The following is a 16,911-nucleotide window of genomic DNA, read 5'->3' as shown; positions in this document are numbered from 1 at the left end:
TTGCAAACAGGCCAGGTAGGAACATTGTCAGATCATACATGCGCTATTAGAAATTATATGAAGTAATAGATATCTAAAAGAGTTATGGCTTTTGATCTTAGCTAATAGAGTCCATAGGTAATGATATCTTACCTAACGTGTTGCAAGAATATTCGTACCAAAGCGCCAGTTGATTGAGATGCTAACAATTGAATGATAGTGAATTTGGCTGTTAGGTGATGATTAGGAACGAGAGGATGCAAAGAGGTTATTAGCGACTTGATCTAATACTGATACACTAAGCTCAATTAGGACTTCGCGTATTAAGCATTCAAGACATATGAGTTAGTAGTTACGTCAAGGATGATTACACTATTTATTTGATAGGTAGTACATATTCTGGTCAAGCAATTATCAACCAAATTATCTAATAGCTTACTGTTAATCATCATCTCATGAAGTTAATGTCAGGTAGCTCTAGTTTAACATAATATACATTATACGAAAACAAACCAACGGTTTTAGTAGTTAGGCGAAAAAACATTTATACCATGTCATTCTTACACCTTAGATCAGATTTAATATGAGTTTGAGTTATAGACTTCTACTAACGACAAGTTTCAAGCAAATGCTTCCGCAACGTTTTGCCATCCTGATCTAAAACCACATCTGCGACTTGGCACGTTTTATCATTGTCATCACATGACAACTCATAATAAATATCGCTACCTTGCGCCAAGCTAACCTGAACCAGTCCTTGAGCAGTTATTGAAAACTTCTTGTCTTGCGTATAGTCAGGATCTTGCGAGCTCCAAAGCACATCGTAATCTATATTGCAGGACGTCTGAGTTTTATCAAAATACGCTTGCTCAAGTTGCATCGCTGCTTGCAAGTCAGCATCAGCGTATTGCTGCAGCACTACAGGATGACTCATACCTTGATCATCCATATCTTGTTGGTACATTTTCGTGATGGTCGCAATCTTGATATTAGCTAAGGCATTTTGTTTCTGATCTACTTTTGATAAATCCGCTATAGCGTGACCGACAGGCATCAGTCCTATGGTCAATAGTAATGTCAGCGATTTATATGTTGGCATCTTATTCTCTGCGAGCTTTTATCCTACAAGTGTTACCGACTATTACATCATACCTATATTCGGACTCTGCTGTATTATCGTATCATTCAGGTTTACTTACCAAAATATCGATTACATAACGCTTTTATGGTATTTTTTACCGGTTCCCATGACAATTTATAGTGATGTTTCTTTCGCTAATAACTGTGCTAAGGATGATTTTATGATGACATTACCTGCTTTTTTTAAGGAAAAATCTGCGACATTAGCCTTTAGTAGTTTTTTGCTATTCACGCTAGCTGCGACGGGTTGTCAGTCTGCTTCTGAGTCCAGCGAAGCCATTGTATCTCAGCCAACCAGTAGTTCATCAACACCTAGTAATGCTGATATCAGCCAGCAAACCCTTAGACAGCAAGCGTTACGTATACAGCGCGCACTGGCAAATAAGGACTTTTCTAGAATCACTAATGATATCCATCCAATACGTGGCGTTCGTTTTTCAATGTACGCTTATGTACGGCCTGAGTCAGATAAAGTCTTTAGCCGCGGGCAATTTGCACAGTATTTACAGCAGTCTAACATCCAATTTACTTGGGGCGAAAAAGACGGTACTGGCGATCTGTTAGTCACGCCGTTGCCTACTTATTTGGATACTTGGGTGGATGGCAAAAAGTTTAATAGTGCTAGCATCAATGTCAATGAATTCAAAAATAATGGTAATTCTATCAATAACTTAAAAAATATATACCAAACATCAGATGTTGTAGAATTTTATTATAAAGGCACGGATGAGTATGATGGTATGGACTGGCGGGTATTACGCTTAGTATTTGATGAGTATCAAGGCAAGCGTTACCTGGTTGCCATTATTAATGATCAATGGACGGTTTAAGGCGTAGAAAACGATTACCCGACAACTTCTATAAGACTTGTTTAAATTGACAACCTACTCTATCTGGTTATAAATGCTATATATATTCAATTAAATATATATAGCAGCTTGTGCTACATGGTTTTTGATATGACTTTTAATGACAATACTTTTTACTAGCCCTCTAAAGACAGCATATTCGTAATAGCGCTGTAACCATACAAACGTCTGCGTATAGCGGCTTATAATCTCAACCAGTTCGCGTCCTTCGTCAGTTTTAAGCTCGGGACTTTGTGCGGTTTTTTTGATTAATTTTAGCACTTGTTGTAGCTCGCTTAAGTTTTTATAGTTGATCACCTAAGCTTCCCTAATTCCAATATGCTTATGCTGTTTTAAATACAGCTTACTATCACCATCTCTATAAATATCATTTATAACGGCGTCTGACGAAAGAATTTCACCATAATCTCATAAATATCTGAATAAGCATCAACCAGCTTTTGTGGCGTTTCAAAAAAAACCTCACTGAGGACGGCAAAAAATTCTGCAGGATTGGTTGCGCCATAACGATCAAGCCCTGACTTGCGATGGGTTTGAAAATCTTCAAAATCGCGGCTCATAATCTGTGTCCAGTTTGCAGGATCCATATCAGGTTGCATCGGTGGAAAACCATTGGCGCGGCCGTTCATCATATCGAGCTTATGTACAAATTCATGAATGACCACGTTGTGTCCATCACGTTCGCCTGAGTGCTTGGCATCTTTCCATGAAAGAATAACAGGCCCTCGCAGCCATGCTTCTCCACTACGGTGTTGACTGCCTTCGTGAACGATACCAAATTCATCTACCGTGGTGCTAGCACTCTTGTACGAGCCAGGATAAATAATGATGGATGACCAACCAGCATACCAGTCAAGACCTAAGTTCAAGATAGGCAAACAGGCTTGTAGTGCAATAGATTGTCTGACAGCATCGGTAATCTCAAAACCTTGTGCACCAGTGATAGATTTATCAGCCAAAAATAACGTTGCTAGCTCAAATAAATGTGTCATCTCGTCAACACTCAATCTATCGAGTATCACAATACGCTCAGCCGCCTGCATCCAATCGGCATGGGTAAACTCGCTGTTGTCCAATATACGCTGTTCACGCCAGTCTTTTATGATGCCAAACATACACGCCACCCCTATTCTTTAAATATTTCGCACACATTGATATCACTGATACCTGAGTATTGTAGCGTCAATCAGTAATACGCACTTGTAATTAATATATTGACATGCATAAGCAAAAAACGCTGCTCATAAATGAATTATTGAGCAGCGCAGTCTGAAATTCATACATTAAGATTTAAAATTGATATTGCAAGCCTAGTTGTACTGAGCTGTCCTTATCGTCACGTGCAAAGGTGGTATCGCCATTTAAATATGCGTAGACATTGTTGTGAACCTTGTTGCTCACACTCAGCTCAAAACGTCCATAGTCGTCATCTTTATCTGTTTGGGTAATACTAACGTTTCTCGTTTGTCCATCAGCTAAAGACGTTGTCGATAAACTGTCTGTTAAACCATCGTCGATAACATGCACGTAAGCGATTTTGCTTTGAAGTTTGGCAGGCGTGCCCATCAAATCAAAGCCATACTGTAACTGGTAACCAAGCTCTGAATCCCATGCCTCGCTAGAGGTGCTATCAACCTTTAGTGCAGTGCGAGAATCAGCATTGCCACTGGTATAACCACCTATGTCTGTATCACTGTAATTCAAACCCAAAAAGGCACCATGCGCGACGTTTTTCTTGATAAGAAAGTTGTAGCCAAGCTCATTGTATGCACTAAACACATCGGCATCCGCATCACCGCGTTCGCTATTGTTGATAATGTTTATGCCGTCATTACCATCTAGCCTGACGGTTCTATTAACGTCCAAGTCATGTTTAGATAAGCTCAGAGATGTGGTGTTCCACCAAGCCGTGTCTTTTCCGCCCAATAAAGAATAGGCTTGAATGCCATAGCTTGTGTTTTTTTTAATGCCATTTTCTACGGTGTTATTGTTTTGATTGGCCGCTTGCATACCTGCGCCAACACGCCAGCTCGGCTGTACGGTATATTCGCCATATAGACCAATATTGGCGCGAGTGCCTTCTTGTGCGTCCTCAGCATCCACGTAGCTTTGAGAGCCATCTACCCAAACCTGAGTACGCGACTCAGAATCAAAAGACTCCGCATCATCGAAAGTATGTAATGCCAAAGCATTGGCGCGCTCAAGCACCGCTAAGTGCGAGTCGGTAGCATTGTCCTGTAAAGCTAAGCCCATCGTGTTTTGCAGATTGATTGCGCTCTTGGTTGATGCGATGATATCAGCATTGGCTTGCTCAACAATCAATCTGCTAATGATACGTGAGTAGTTGCGCATTCTTTGCGCTATGCGTTCTTCACCAAAAGCCGCAGTAAGTACTTCTTCGTTATCTGATGGATTATTTAAACGCTATGTACCTATGTAGTTACCTATCCGTGAGCAATACTTACGAATCGCTGTTTAATATTCATTGTTACCTTCATACTGCTGATTTACCGGGTTGTTCGGAAAGGCTTTATTGATGCTTAGCTTTAGTTAGGTCATTAGTTATATCAATAGCATCCAACTGTACTTCAACCACACGAAGTGCCATCGTCTTCCAGTCTAGCTCCAGTCCATCGGCGAACACCACATGGTGACTGATACTGACGTACCCATGTACGATTGCCCAGATATCTAACGCTATTTGCCGACGTTGCGTCACGCTAGCCTCTTCTGATAAATAAGAACCTGCCACCCGCACCAATTTTGAAAACGCGCTGTCTCTTGCTGCAATGGCCTCGATTGAGGGCTGATATCCTGCATCAGATTCCCCAAAAATCAGCCGATAGTGCGCCTCATATTTCTCGCCTACATTGAGATACCCTAGGCACGCCTCTAGCACTTGCTCTTTGTTTGCTCTACCCTCTGGAATGACATCCATGGCTTCACGGACGAGATTAAATCCTTCTATGTACAGCGCATCTAGTATGCCTTGCTTACCTTGGAAATGACTGTATATACCGATGGTGGACAGTCCTGCCCGCTTGGATATAGCGCGTACGCTCAAGGCGTCCCCGCCCCCTTCTAAGAAAAGCTCAGATGCGGCGTTTAATATTTTGGTTCTGGCATCCATTAGATTCTCACTATGTCTTGACAATTATAACAGTGTTATTCTAGTATATAACACTGTTATATACAAACAATTATGAATTGATTGTATTGATAGAAACTCAACTTAAGAGTAAGGACGCTATGAGTATTCAACAGCTAGAAACGGATTATCTAATCATTGGTAGTGGCGCGGTGGGTATGGCTTTTGCCGATGTGCTGCTCACAGAAACTGATGCTAATATTATTATCGTCGATAAACATCATAAGCCAGGTGGTCATTGGAACGATGCCTATTCATTTGTCACCTTACATCAGCCGTCATCTTTTTATGGCGTTAGCTCACGTGAGCTTTGCGGCGGTACGATTGATAAAATTGGTTTAAATAAAGGCTTGTCTGAGTTGGCGTCAGGCGCAGAAGTCATGGCGTACTTTGATAAAGTCATGAAGCATACGTTTTTACCAAGTGGCCGCGTGAAATACTTCCCGATGTGTGAGTACCAAGGCGACGGCAAGTTTTCATCGTTGCTGTCTGATACCAGCTATGAGGTTAAGATCAACAAGAAAATAATTGATGGTACTTATTTTAAAACCTCAGTACCAGCAACCCATACCCCAAACTTCGAGATTGCTAAAGGTGTTAAGTTTGGCCCGTTAAATGACTTGCCGAGTCTAACCAAACCCCGTGATGGTTACGTCATTATAGGCGGCGGAAAAACAGGTATAGATGCGGTTTTATGGCTACTAGAAAACCAAATTGATCCAGACCATATCACATGGATTATGCCAAGAGATGCTTGGCTGATCGATCGTAAAAACACCCAACCCTCTCGTGATTTTTTCACCCATACTATTGGAGCACAGGCTACTCAAGCAGAAGCGATTGCTGAAGCTAAAAACATCGAAGACCTTTTTAATCGATTAGAAAAAGGCGGCGTATTAATGCGTATTGATCCAAATGTACGCCCGCAAATGTTCCATGGCGCTACCATTAGTAGTGAAGAGCTTAAGCAATTACGCCGTGTTAAAAACATTGTACGTAAAGGGCGCGTGACCCGCTTAGATACTGACAAAATTTATTTTGGTGAGGACAGTATTTCTACCACCCCCAACACTATGCATATCGACTGCTCTGCACGGGCAGTACCAGTGACAGAGACGTACGATGTGTTCAAAGGTGATACTGTGGTGGTGCAAACCGTACGTACCTATCAGCCTGTGTTCAGTGCCGCATTTATCGCCCACATCGAGGCCAATTACGATGACGAAACTGTCAAAAACGAGTTATGCCAAGTGGTGCCAATCCCAAATCATGATACGGACTTTTTAGTTGGGCTTGTTAAACAAATGCAGAATCAAATGCGTTGGTCAAAAGAGTCTGCGCTACGTGAATGGATGATTAATAATCGCTTAGATGGCTTCACCAAATTAGTACGTGTCAGCGAAGACACCCCGCCTGAAGAGCTGGCTATTCTTAAGCGCTTAAAAGAAGCAGGACCAAAAGCCGCTGCAAACATGCCTAAGCTCATGGGCGAAGTCATGCAAATTACGGCAGCGCGTCAAGCCAAAACTGCTAATGCTTAATCCGACAACTATAAAATAAAAAAGGGAATAACCATGCAAGAATTTCAGACCAATAAAGCAAACCTAACCCAAGCTCGCCTGCAAGAGACGCCTGTACACACTCTAGATGATGGCGAAGTACGTGTAAAAGTCGATCGCTTTGCTTTTACTGCAAATAATATTACTTATGCAGTCATGGGTGACCAATTACGCTATTGGCAGTTTTTTCCGCCAAATGGTGACGAGCCTGAAAAATGGGGCATCATTCCAGTCTGGGGATTTGGCGATGTGATCGAATCAAATAGCGATGCACTACCGGTTGGTGAGCGCTTATTCGGTTACTTCCCGCCCGCCAATGAATTAATCATAACACCCAAGCGAGTCACCCAAACCAGCTTACTAGATGGTAGTGTCCATCGTGCCGAGCTACCACCCGGTTATAACCTATATCAGCGCGTTAACCATGAACGGGGCTATGATCGCGCTCATGACGATCAGCACATGCTGTTGTTCGTATTGCACCTGACCTCATTCTGTTTATATGACCTATTGAAGAGTAATGACTGGTTTGGTGCAGAGCAAGTAGTGATTATTAGTGCCTCTAGTAAGACCAGTATTGGCTTAGCATACGGCTTAGTTGATGATAAGGATGCACCGTACGTTATCGGTCTCACATCAAACCGTCATGTAGGTTTTGTTAAGTCAATTGACGCTTATAACAGTGTATTGAGCTATGACACCCTAGAGCAGATTGATGCAAGTAAGCCAACGGTTATTGTCGATATGTCGGCCAATACTGACGTGCTTAGCCGTCTACATAGACACTTAGGCGATAACATGCGCTATACCAGCAATGTCGGCCTTACGCACTGGGACGAACCACGTCATACCGAAGGTATCATTCAAGAACGTAGCCAGCAGTTTTTTGCACCAAGCCATGTACAGCAACGTATGAAAGAATGGGGCCCTGAAGAGTTCAATAAACGCTCTATGCACTACATCATGAATAGCACCGCAAAAACTAGTGCGTGGTTAAAGATTCAAGAGCTTGATGGAGTCAATGGCTTACTAGAGGTTTATAAAGATATCTGCGAAGGTAAGATAGCTGCTGATGAAGGTTTGGTAGTCGTCATGGGTGACAATGAAAAAGACTAGGCTATTAAATTTATCGACTATTTGTCATTAGCAAAATGAAAATAAAAAGTAGAGAGCCTAGTCAATCAGCTCTCTGCTTTTTTTGTGCTTTATACACTGACTACAGACATACGCTCTACTCATAATCTTTAAGCTTAAAAACTGTGGTTTACATTTCGGTTTAGCGTACCCACCCTTCGTCTTTTAGATAATCATGCAACCCTTCAGCGAACTGTCTGTAGCCTACCGCATGGGCATGAATTTTATCAGATTTCAATGCATCATCTGACAGTACAGTGGACCAGCCATCAGAATACAAAGGTATGCCTTCAGCTTCCGCAATATCTTCATACAGTGGATTATCACTTACCTTACCAAACAAAGCACTAGTACTGAAATACGGCTCCGCGATTAGGACAACATCAATATTGTTGGATTGCAAAGTGTCTATAGTCGCGATGATATTAGCCCGCGTCGTATCAGGCGAAATGCGCTGTAATACATCATTACCACCCACACCCAGTAAGACCAAATCTGGGTTTTGCTCAGTGATCTCATTCACTCGAGTAAGCACATCTGCAGAAGTATCACCATTGACACCTGCATTAACGACGTTCCATTTGCTTAGCTCTGCTAGCACCGTAGGGTACGTTGTTTTAGGATTTGCGCCGTAACCATAGGTTAGGGAGTCACCAAGTGCGACCACTGTGCTACCAGCGGGTAAGGCCGTCTGTGTCGGTTCGCTACCACAGCCAGTCACACTGATAGTCGCTGACAACCCTATACCTGCCAGCATTAAAAACCTACTACGTGGCTTCATGTCTTCTCTCCTCCTGTTTCTATTGAGTTAAACTTATTAGAATTAGCTTCAGGTTTTTAAAAATCTATTATTTAACTCTTGTTGTATATTGCTCATTAACCGTTGTATAGTCCATACAGGAGATAGACTACCTGTTGGGCGCAGTACAAGTGCTACTCTACTTAGCATAGACAGTGTATTCATCATAAAGTATAACTTTACTAAGGATACGTGAGGTATTTATGAATAAAACAGCATCTCAAAGTCAGCCTAAGGATGGAAACCCAGACAAAGAAAAATCTGCAAATCAGAGCCAGAGTCAGAGTCAATCCATCAAAGTGCCCAATGATAATACTAAAAGTCCCGCGTCAACACCGATCGAAGATACCTTAAGAAAAGAAACTTCAGAAAAACCTGAGCAAAAACCACAAAGTTTCGATGAATTGCAGATAAGTAAGGGTAAGTATCGCCCAGTGGCACAAGCTGTTGGCCATTGGCTTGATAACATCAACATGGATGCCCTCAATTATCTAAACGAACAAGCAGAAAATATCTTTTACCGTAAAGGGGTCACCTTTACCGTCTATAGCGATGCCAAAAACATCGAGCGTATGATTCCGTTTGATATCATTCCACGCATTATTGCCGCGAGCGAATGGAAACAAATAGAAGCAGGCTGTAAACAGCGTATCACTGCTCTCAATGCATTCTTACATGATATCTACCATGACCAAGCCATCATGAAGGCCGATATTGTCCCTGCCAGCTACGTCTATGCCAGTGGCTGCTATGAGCCATGGATGATGGGCATTGAGCTCGACAAACCTATCTACTCTCACATCAGCGGTATTGATTTGATTCGAGACGAGACAGGTAAATTTTGTGTGTTAGAGGATAACCTGCGTACCCCATCAGGTGTCTCATATATGCTTGAGAGTCGCAATATATCAGAGACACTATTAGCTGACATATTTACTGAAACGCCTATTATGGGCATCAGTGATTATCCCACCCGTCTCAAAGCCTGTCTTGCCAGCTCAACATCCAAATATGATCCACAAGTCGTCATTTTAACGCCAGGTCGCTTTAATAGTGCCTATTATGAGCATGCCTTCTTAGCGCATGAGATGAATGTGCCACTCGTCCATGGTTATGATTTGGTCGTTGAGGACAGCAAAGTCTATATGCAAGGCATACGCGGCAAGGTACAAGTCGATGTGATCTACCGCCGCATTGATGATCCATATATTGATCCGTTAGCCTTTAAATCTGACTCCATATTGGGTGTATCAGGGCTAATGAGTGCTTATCGTGCTGGCAATGTGGTGATTGTTAACGCCCCAGGTACGGGCGTGGCCGATGATAAAAGTTTATATCCTTTTGTACCGGATATGATTAAATTCTACTTAAATGAAGAGCCTATCCTACCTAATATCGAGACATACCAGTGCCGTAAGCCTGACGAGCTCAAATATGTGCTCGACAATCTAGACAAGCTGGTGGTAAAAGAAACGCAAGGCTCAGGCGGCTACGGGATGCTTATTGGTCCAACGTCGACCAAAAAAGAAATCGAAGAATATCGCCTGCGCTTGCTTGAAAATCCCGCCGGCTTTATTGCCCAACCGACCATCTCACTATCTACCAACCCTACTGCCGTAAGCGATGGTATCGCACCGCGTCATATTGACTTGCGTCCCTTTATCCTAAGTCACGGCGATGGCTCGGTAGATATTGTACCCGGTGGTCTGACACGAGTAGCCATGGTTGAAGGCTCTTTAGTCGTCAATTCATCACAAGGCGGCGGTATTAAAGATACTTGGATTATTGACGACAGCGATTTAGACAGCCAGCAAACCGACAAGTGCTCGCCTTTATCATCAATAGGTGTCAATGCTTCAGGGCACGCGAACTACTATGATCGCGTCCAGCCCTTAGAAACAGGTTACGAGAGTTTAGATGATGCGCCCATGATACTGCTACTCTCTACCGCCAGTCACTTAATATGGCTAGGCCGATATAGTGAGCGTCTGTATTACTACGACGATGTTATGAAACAACTCATCAAAGGCGATCTCAAGAAATCACAGATCAGACATCTAATTAGTCACTTAGGGTTTGCCGTTGATGGTGAAGTGTCACTGACCACCATGAAAGCACAAATGATGGCTGATTTGGAACAAAACATCATACCCAATATCGTGCAATCGATTGAGGACAATGTCCAAGAGGCCAAAGGTGTCATTGGTAAAGATACTGCTGAGTTATATAACTTGATCAAGCGTTTATCGAGTGCTGGCACGTATCGAGCGGCGACCTTGCAGCTACATGCGTGTAACGCTGCGATGAAACAAGAAAATCCGACAGTGACTTGCTTTTGGCAATTAGGTCGTCACTTTGAGCAGCTTGAGCGTGCCGTCTTGTTGGGAGAGGATTCAACAGAGATCAGTTTTGAATTCAGACACTGGATTAATGAGTTGCCGGAGAATACGCGCTGGCGTGAGCTTATCCGCTTGACCAACCAGATGATCAGGTCAAAGAAATTTAGTGATTTTGCGCTGATTAGCAAGGAGTTCAATCTCATATTGCGTCAAGGTGTATAGAAGGTGTCTAGCCAAAAACCAATAACAACGGCTCATGAGACATATGGAATAAACAGAAAATAGAAAGATGCTATAAGGAAAATGCCATGAAACTTCAAATCAGTCACCAAACCAACTATTATTACGATGAGCTGGCACAGCGCAGTGTACAGTATATACGCATGACCCCCATGCAAATGCCGCATCAGACCATTCATAAATGGGATGTGATGCTCCCTAAAGTGGCGACCAACCAAAAGGACGGCTTTGGTAATGCATGGCTCACGCTCAGTCGTAATGAAGCACATAACAACTTACAAATGCAGGCGTCGGGTATCGTTGAAATCAACACCGAAACCGAACGTTTAGAGGATATGGATCATGTTCCCTACCTGCTATTTACCGTACAAACCCCGTTGACCAAATGCTCACAAGAGATGCGAGAATTTGCAGCGCCATATCTAAAAACCCCTACTCATGACAGCTTAAAGGCAATGGCAAATGCCCTTATTATGAAAATGCCTTTTGTCAAAGACGTCACGCATGTGGGCACGACCGCTGCTGAAGCTTTTGCGACAAGTGCCGGTGTGTGCCAAGACCATACGCATGTATTTCTAAGTATCTTGCGCGATCAACAAATTCCAGCGCGTTATGTGTCCGGTTATCTGTATGACGATACCGAAAATCACATGGCCAGTCACGCATGGGCTGAGGTTTGGCTGGATGGTTACTGGTATACTTTCGATATCTCAAATCAGGCATTTACCCCAAGCTCACATGTGTATGTGGCTATTGGGCGAGACTATCTAGATACGGCGCCTGTTCGCGGCGTGCGTATGGGCGGCGGTTACGAAAATCTTTACAGTTTGGTATTAGTCAAAAAGCTATCATAGCGTTTGCTATTTTTTATTACGTTTATTCATCAAGGGTATCTTATGACTTATTGTGCTGCCATTCGTCTAAAAGACGGTATGGTCTTTGCCAGTGACACGCGCACGAATGCCGGTGTTGATCACATATCGACATTCAGAAAGTTGTATCAATACGGCGTTGAGGGCGAGCGCTTTATGGTGCTACAGACAGCTGGCAGCTTAGCGACATCGCAGGCAGTGTTCAATAAACTACAAAGCGACATTGACCAGCGTGCTGAGAGTAACCTCAATACAGTAGCGACGTTGTTTGATGCCGCGCAAATGGTTGGTGAATGTATGCGTGATGTTATGAACCATGCAAAAGCAGTCGCTAACTCTACTCGCGATGGGGCCTTTACCAGCTCGTTTATGCTTGGTGGTCAAATCAAAGGACAGCCACCTGAGCTATACCTGATCTATCCTGAAGGCAATTGCATCAAAGCCACTGAAGATACACCGTTTTTTCAGTTGGGCGAAAGCAAATATGGCAAACCTATTTTGGATCGTTCTGTCAGCTATAACACGGATGTAAGACACGCGGCACGTGCGCTGATGCTGTCATTTGATTCCACGATTCACTCAAATCTATCAGTCGGTATGCCGATAGATTTTGTACTTTATGACAATGACAGCCTAGCTCTGCCAAACGGCCGACGTATTGATGAGCGTGACGAGTACTTTAACATCATCCGTCATCAATGGTCAGATGCGTTACGTCGCACGTTAGTTGAATTGCCTAAATGTCCTGATGGTTATTGGGGATAAATAGTTCCGTATAAAATCATATTTTCTGCCCTAAAAAGCCCTTTGTGATAGACAAAGGGCTTTTTTATTAGCAACTAATAATCAGGCAATAAAAAACCGGAGTAGCGCTGAATAAACAGCCCTACTCCGGTTTTGCTTTAAAGGCCTTGAATGCCATCATAATGATGTCACACTCAATTGTTGTGTAATCTACCTCATGACCTGGTACATGGAAGACTCACTGGACTGCACCTAGATAAAGGCCCTAGTGCATTAGCTCAATCACGATTGCGTGATTGAGCCAGCGAGCTAATGACACTAGGGCCTTTATCTAGGTATTAGCAGGACTGAAACAGTCTTCCTTGGGTAAAATGTAATGGCTTGACTCGTGGACGACGCAACGTCGCCCCTCACCGCAAACGGTGAAACGCTAAATCTCACAACTCGTTAAGTTTGCCTCATAACAGTTATTATTGTCAATATATAATTGCAAATAAAATTATGCGCGACGCTATATGTCGCAGCCCATATATTTCCTTACAAAAGTCCTTGATGTTTTCTGTGAAACGCGCTTTTATGGTGCTACAAAATTACGCGCACTGACAAAATAAAAATTAAGGCAAATTTCTATGAGTCTGTCATTTTCACAAATTCAGCAAGCTTGGCAAGTCCAAGATCCAAGTTTGGTCGATAAATTATGTACATTGGCAACTCAAGCTGATGCGATTCCCGAGACGCCCATCCCTGAGCATAAGCTTACTTTTGATCGGTTTTTAGATAAGATATTTAGTCATCAGTTTCGGGAGCAACGCCCCGAAGTACAGTTTGCAGAGCGCGTGGCAATGATTGCCAAACTGGAAGCAGACGAAGGCGTTTTCCCCCTCCCAGATCGCTACAAAATCCACATAATACTGACCGCACTGTGGGAAGATGGTAGCGCGTATTCTAGAACTATTTTAAAACAAGCCATTACAGCTTTGCCAGTCAGCTACGGTGTGTGGAAGGGTTTAAAGCGTATTTATAAGCAAGCTGAATTTTCTCAAGATTATGAGATTTTTGGACAAATAGCTGCCAAGATTGATTTACAGCGTTTCAATCAAACCGCCAACTCTGCGGTCAGCCTAGCTACCAAAACCTATATGAGCCTTAGAGCATGGCGTTATTTGCGCCAGCTAGGACAGCAAATGCCAATTGGCTATATTGATGCCGCCGTCTCTGTACTCGCCAGCTATGACGAAACCATGACGGCAGGAGGCCTTGAACAAACGAACAGCTGGGTACTTAATCATATCTGCTTCCATAACAGTCTTGATTATGGCGTCAATCGATTCAACAGTCGCTCACCTCGCAAGCTCTTTGATGCAAAAGGGCGCGCGTTCGCTGAGGCATGGCAACGAGACCCTGAACCACTTATTGAGTTACTGGCCATCGCCAAAAACGAGGCTATTAGACAGTTCGCAACCGATAGCCTAAAGCACGATTTTAAGACCCAACTGCGCGACGTGAGTGGTGAGACGCTACAATATTTATCTGCCGGACAAGCGCATAGCAAAGCACGTGATGAGATGATTGTTTGGCTATTAGAAAACTCACCGCATTTTGAAAAGTCTAAATTTCAAACATTGGGCTTGCATCAAGTGGTGCTACAACTACTCCATTCACACTATCCTGCCGCCTATCAGTATGCGATTGGCTATGCCAAAAGCTACGCTCAGGACTTATCACTCACTGAGCTAATGCTACTGGCCATGTCAGATTATGAGCCTGTTAGAGCATTTGCCATTAACAATATCTTGAGTCGTGATCCTGTTGCTGATATTGGTGTCAACGGTTGGGGTCAGCTATTAGACACAGAGCATCACTATCAAACCGCGAGCAAGCAACTTAGCAAACACTTTACAAGGCGCGATTTAACCCCTGAGTGGTTTTTTGAACGATTGACTAGCGGAAGAACACACAGCGTAAAATTTGCGATAAAAAAACTGCCTGAGCTTTATAGTGCCAAAGAGCTAGGGACTGAATACTTTATTCGCGTTGCCCAGCAGTTAGATATACCAGAGCAACAGGACTTCGCTGCTAATAACGACAGCGACTGCATGGACTTTGCGTTGGACCAGCTCAGACGTTTGGATTTGAGCCAAGTAAATGCTGCCGTGTGGCAAATGCTGCTATTACATCCACTGTCGCAATCCACTATTACCGATTGGTTTGATGAAGATGTACTGTCAGCAGCAACGCTTGATATGAGCTATTGGCATGCACTTGCCTATGAGCCTGATTGGCAAGTGAGTGAATATGTTGAACAACTAAAATCTGCTGACACTCCTATTAAAAACTGGCAAAAGCACTTGGCCTTTGATGAGTATTTAGCAGAAAACGTGAGGGATTGGCTGTCTGATGTGCGTCGGTTTGCACCGATAGATTTAGGTTTCGACTGGCTTATGAATCTTGCGCATAGCGAACAAGCACTCTATCGTGAATTTGCGATTGATCGCATTAACAAAGGGTTTTTGCCTGCTGACTTTATCGCATATCTTGACAGTAATGAAGGGTTTTTGCCTGCTGACTTTATCGCATATCTTGACAGTAATGAAGGCGACTCTACTGACAACGCTTCCAGTAATGGCACTAACGATAAAGACTCGAATAGCGATGCTACTACTGAAGTAGATTTAACTGGCCAACGCTATTTATTCACGGGCAAGATGCAAAGCATGACTCGTGGCGAGGCCGAAAAAGTTGTGAAAGCGGCTAATGGTGCCATCAGTGGTGCTGTTAATGGCAAGTTAGATTACTTAGTCATCGGTGATGATGGTTCACCGTTATACGGTAATGGCCGTAAAGGTAGCAAGCAAGTTAAAGCCGAGAGCTTAATCGCCGATGGTGCTGCCCTAAAGATTATTTCCGAAACTGCCTTTTTGCAGATGCTGAGTGGTCAATCGAGAGAGGTGTCTGAAGACGATACTTTTGCAGGTGCCAATGCACTGTGGCATATGGCAACAGATGACGCTACTGCACCTATCAGCGAGCTTGCGATCAGCTACCTCAGTCATCATCATGAACAGATCTGTATGGCACTGACAGACAGACCAGTCGATCCCGATGCGATTATCCCTTCTTCATTCTTTGATGCGGAGCGCGTCATTCCTTTACTGCAACACCGTAACAGCCAGCTGCGAGAATTTGGCTTATTACTGAGTGAGTATGAGATGGCGACGTGGCAACCAACGCCAGCCCTATGGCTGATGATGGCAGAATCTCCCTATACGGATATCACTCAACTGCTAAAGCGTGCGCTATTGGACAAGCCATCCGTTGCCAATCGACGTTATCACATCCAGTCAGCACAATTGAATGCTGGCATGCTGAACGCTTTGATTGAAAGCAAAGCGCGAGTCGCTCGCCAAATCGGCATCACCTTGCTGCAGCGTCATGCCAATTTCCAAGATGTGCAGTCTTTATATCGATTGACCCAAAGCACAGACCGTGAAGTACGTTATGCCGCCGTGACCATGCTATGGAAACACTACAAGGCGCGTCACGTATCCCCAAACTGGCAACCAACCAGTAGCGATAGTAAAGATAAAGATGCTGTACGAGACAAAGACAGCCGCGCACAACCAGTCATAACAGAGCAGTCAGATAAACGTTTGGCAAGCTTGCCTGCAGAGGTCGATCAGCTACTAATGCTACTACGTCGTGGTCTATTCGAGTTACCACCTGGTCGTCTAGGCGGTTCGCAAGAGCCCAATGTTAGTGACAGCAGTAAGCATAAACAACAACGCTACTCAGATAAAACCTCATCAGAGCAAACTGAGTCAGATAACAACAGCACGCTAAAACCTATATCCGCGAGTCGTGCCAAATTGGCGTTGATTGAAACGTTTCGTGATGTGGCGTTGGCTGACAGCACCTTTGCGGCGCTCATTATGCCCACACTGTTCACCTTTACGCACTCGGCAGGCAAGATGGAGCGTCATGCGTGTTTGGTTGCTGTCACACGGTTATTGCATCGCTATCCTGAGCTATCTAAAAACCTGCAGCCAGTGGCATCGGCTTAACGGCTTTGGCCGACATAGATAAATATA

Annotated in this window: 12 protein-coding genes and 1 pseudogene; 7 read left to right on the top strand and 6 right to left on the bottom strand. The window is 43.6% G+C overall.

Going from position 1 to position 16,911, the window contains the following annotated elements; genetic code table 11:
* Positions 1–586: 586 nt before the first annotated feature.
* On the bottom strand, positions 587–1,078 hold the full coding sequence (locus Q0788_RS08765; RefSeq protein WP_298809716.1) for a hypothetical protein: 492 nt from the start codon (positions 1,076–1,078) through the stop codon (positions 587–589).
* 202 nt (positions 1,079–1,280) lie between these two features.
* Here Q0788_RS08765 and Q0788_RS08760 point away from each other — a divergent pair, with 202 nt between their 5' ends.
* Positions 1,281–1,949: a hypothetical protein gene (locus Q0788_RS08760; protein ID WP_298809713.1), complete on the top strand. Its 669-nt coding sequence runs from the start codon at positions 1,281–1,283 to the stop codon at positions 1,947–1,949.
* A gap of 90 nt (positions 1,950–2,039) precedes the next feature.
* Here the strand turns inward: Q0788_RS08760 and Q0788_RS08755 are convergent, their stop codons facing one another.
* The 4 genes from Q0788_RS08755 to Q0788_RS08740 form a co-directional block, all read right to left on the bottom strand.
* Positions 2,040–2,285 carry a hypothetical protein gene (locus tag Q0788_RS08755; RefSeq protein WP_298809710.1) on the bottom strand — a complete coding sequence of 82 codons (246 nt, stop codon included), beginning with the start codon at positions 2,283–2,285 and terminating at the stop codon, positions 2,040–2,042.
* 74 nt (positions 2,286–2,359) lie between these two features.
* Positions 2,360–3,103: a zinc-dependent peptidase gene (locus tag Q0788_RS08750; protein ID WP_298809708.1), complete on the bottom strand. Its 744-nt coding sequence runs from the start codon at positions 3,101–3,103 to the stop codon at positions 2,360–2,362.
* 175 nt (positions 3,104–3,278) lie between these two features.
* Positions 3,279–4,340, bottom strand: coding sequence for an autotransporter outer membrane beta-barrel domain-containing protein (locus tag Q0788_RS08745; RefSeq protein WP_298809706.1), 1,062 nt, complete (start codon positions 4,338–4,340; stop codon positions 3,279–3,281).
* 178 nt (positions 4,341–4,518) lie between these two features.
* Positions 4,519–5,118 (bottom strand): TetR/AcrR family transcriptional regulator, encoded by a 600-nt coding sequence (locus tag Q0788_RS08740; RefSeq protein WP_298809703.1) that lies wholly within the window; start codon positions 5,116–5,118, stop codon positions 4,519–4,521.
* 119 nt (positions 5,119–5,237) lie between these two features.
* Here Q0788_RS08740 and Q0788_RS08735 point away from each other — a divergent pair, with 119 nt between their 5' ends.
* Positions 5,238–6,677, top strand: coding sequence for an FAD/NAD(P)-binding protein (locus Q0788_RS08735; protein WP_298809700.1), 1,440 nt, complete (start codon positions 5,238–5,240; stop codon positions 6,675–6,677).
* 33 nt (positions 6,678–6,710) lie between these two features.
* Complete coding sequence (locus tag Q0788_RS08730) at positions 6,711–7,811, top strand: DUF2855 family protein (protein WP_298809697.1); 1,101 nt, start codon at positions 6,711–6,713, stop codon at positions 7,809–7,811.
* A 160-nt stretch (positions 7,812–7,971) separates the two neighbouring features.
* Here the strand turns inward: Q0788_RS08730 and Q0788_RS08725 are convergent, their stop codons facing one another.
* The gene (locus Q0788_RS08725) at positions 7,972–8,610 is read right to left on the bottom strand and encodes a GDSL-type esterase/lipase family protein (protein ID WP_298809693.1); all 639 of its coding nucleotides are present in this window, start codon (positions 8,608–8,610) and stop codon (positions 7,972–7,974) included.
* Positions 8,611–9,128: 518 nt separating this feature from the next.
* Here Q0788_RS08725 and Q0788_RS13900 point away from each other — a divergent pair.
* From Q0788_RS13900 to Q0788_RS08705, 4 genes and pseudogenes are all read left to right on the top strand, one after another.
* Positions 9,129–10,421, top strand: a pseudogene (locus Q0788_RS13900) (circularly permuted type 2 ATP-grasp protein); the annotation flags it as partial.
* A gap of 854 nt (positions 10,422–11,275) precedes the next feature.
* Complete coding sequence (locus Q0788_RS08715; protein ID WP_191113610.1) at positions 11,276–12,061, top strand: transglutaminase family protein; 786 nt, start codon at positions 11,276–11,278, stop codon at positions 12,059–12,061.
* Between the two features lie 42 nt (positions 12,062–12,103).
* A complete protein-coding gene (locus tag Q0788_RS08710; protein ID WP_298809684.1) occupies positions 12,104–12,844 on the top strand; it encodes a peptidase in 741 nt (246 codons plus the stop codon).
* Between the two features lie 608 nt (positions 12,845–13,452).
* The gene (locus Q0788_RS08705; protein WP_298809682.1) at positions 13,453–16,884 is read left to right on the top strand and encodes a BRCT domain-containing protein; all 3,432 of its coding nucleotides are present in this window, start codon (positions 13,453–13,455) and stop codon (positions 16,882–16,884) included.
* Positions 16,885–16,911 lie beyond the last annotated feature (27 nt).

The sequence above is a fragment of the uncultured Psychrobacter sp. genome, from assembly GCF_947500265.1.
GTDB lineage: Bacteria > Pseudomonadota > Gammaproteobacteria > Pseudomonadales > Moraxellaceae > Psychrobacter.
Note: the sequence above shows the minus strand (reverse complement) of the source record. Positions and strands in the feature narration are given on the sequence as shown.

What these genes read in the sequence shown, in the direction of transcription:
- Q0788_RS08765 (WP_298809716.1), bottom strand. Translation starts at nt 1,078, where the DNA reads ATGCCAACATATAAATCGCTGACATTACTATTGACCATAGGACTGATG.
- Q0788_RS08760 (WP_298809713.1), top strand. Translation starts at nt 1,281, where the DNA reads ATGATGACATTACCTGCTTTTTTTAAGGAAAAATCTGCGACATTAGCC.
- Q0788_RS08750 (WP_298809708.1), bottom strand. Translation starts at nt 3,103, where the DNA reads ATGTTTGGCATCATAAAAGACTGGCGTGAACAGCGTATATTGGACAAC.
- Q0788_RS08745 (WP_298809706.1), bottom strand. Translation starts at nt 4,340, where the DNA reads ATGCGCAACTACTCACGTATCATTAGCAGATTGATTGTTGAGCAAGCC.
- Q0788_RS08740 (WP_298809703.1), bottom strand. Translation starts at nt 5,118, where the DNA reads ATGGATGCCAGAACCAAAATATTAAACGCCGCATCTGAGCTTTTCTTA.
- Q0788_RS08735 (WP_298809700.1), top strand. Translation starts at nt 5,238, where the DNA reads ATGAGTATTCAACAGCTAGAAACGGATTATCTAATCATTGGTAGTGGC.
- Q0788_RS08730 (WP_298809697.1), top strand. Translation starts at nt 6,711, where the DNA reads ATGCAAGAATTTCAGACCAATAAAGCAAACCTAACCCAAGCTCGCCTG.
- Q0788_RS08725 (WP_298809693.1), bottom strand. Translation starts at nt 8,610, where the DNA reads ATGAAGCCACGTAGTAGGTTTTTAATGCTGGCAGGTATAGGGTTGTCA.
- Q0788_RS08715 (WP_191113610.1), top strand. Translation starts at nt 11,276, where the DNA reads ATGAAACTTCAAATCAGTCACCAAACCAACTATTATTACGATGAGCTG.
- Q0788_RS08710 (WP_298809684.1), top strand. Translation starts at nt 12,104, where the DNA reads ATGACTTATTGTGCTGCCATTCGTCTAAAAGACGGTATGGTCTTTGCC.
- Q0788_RS08705 (WP_298809682.1), top strand. Translation starts at nt 13,453, where the DNA reads ATGAGTCTGTCATTTTCACAAATTCAGCAAGCTTGGCAAGTCCAAGAT.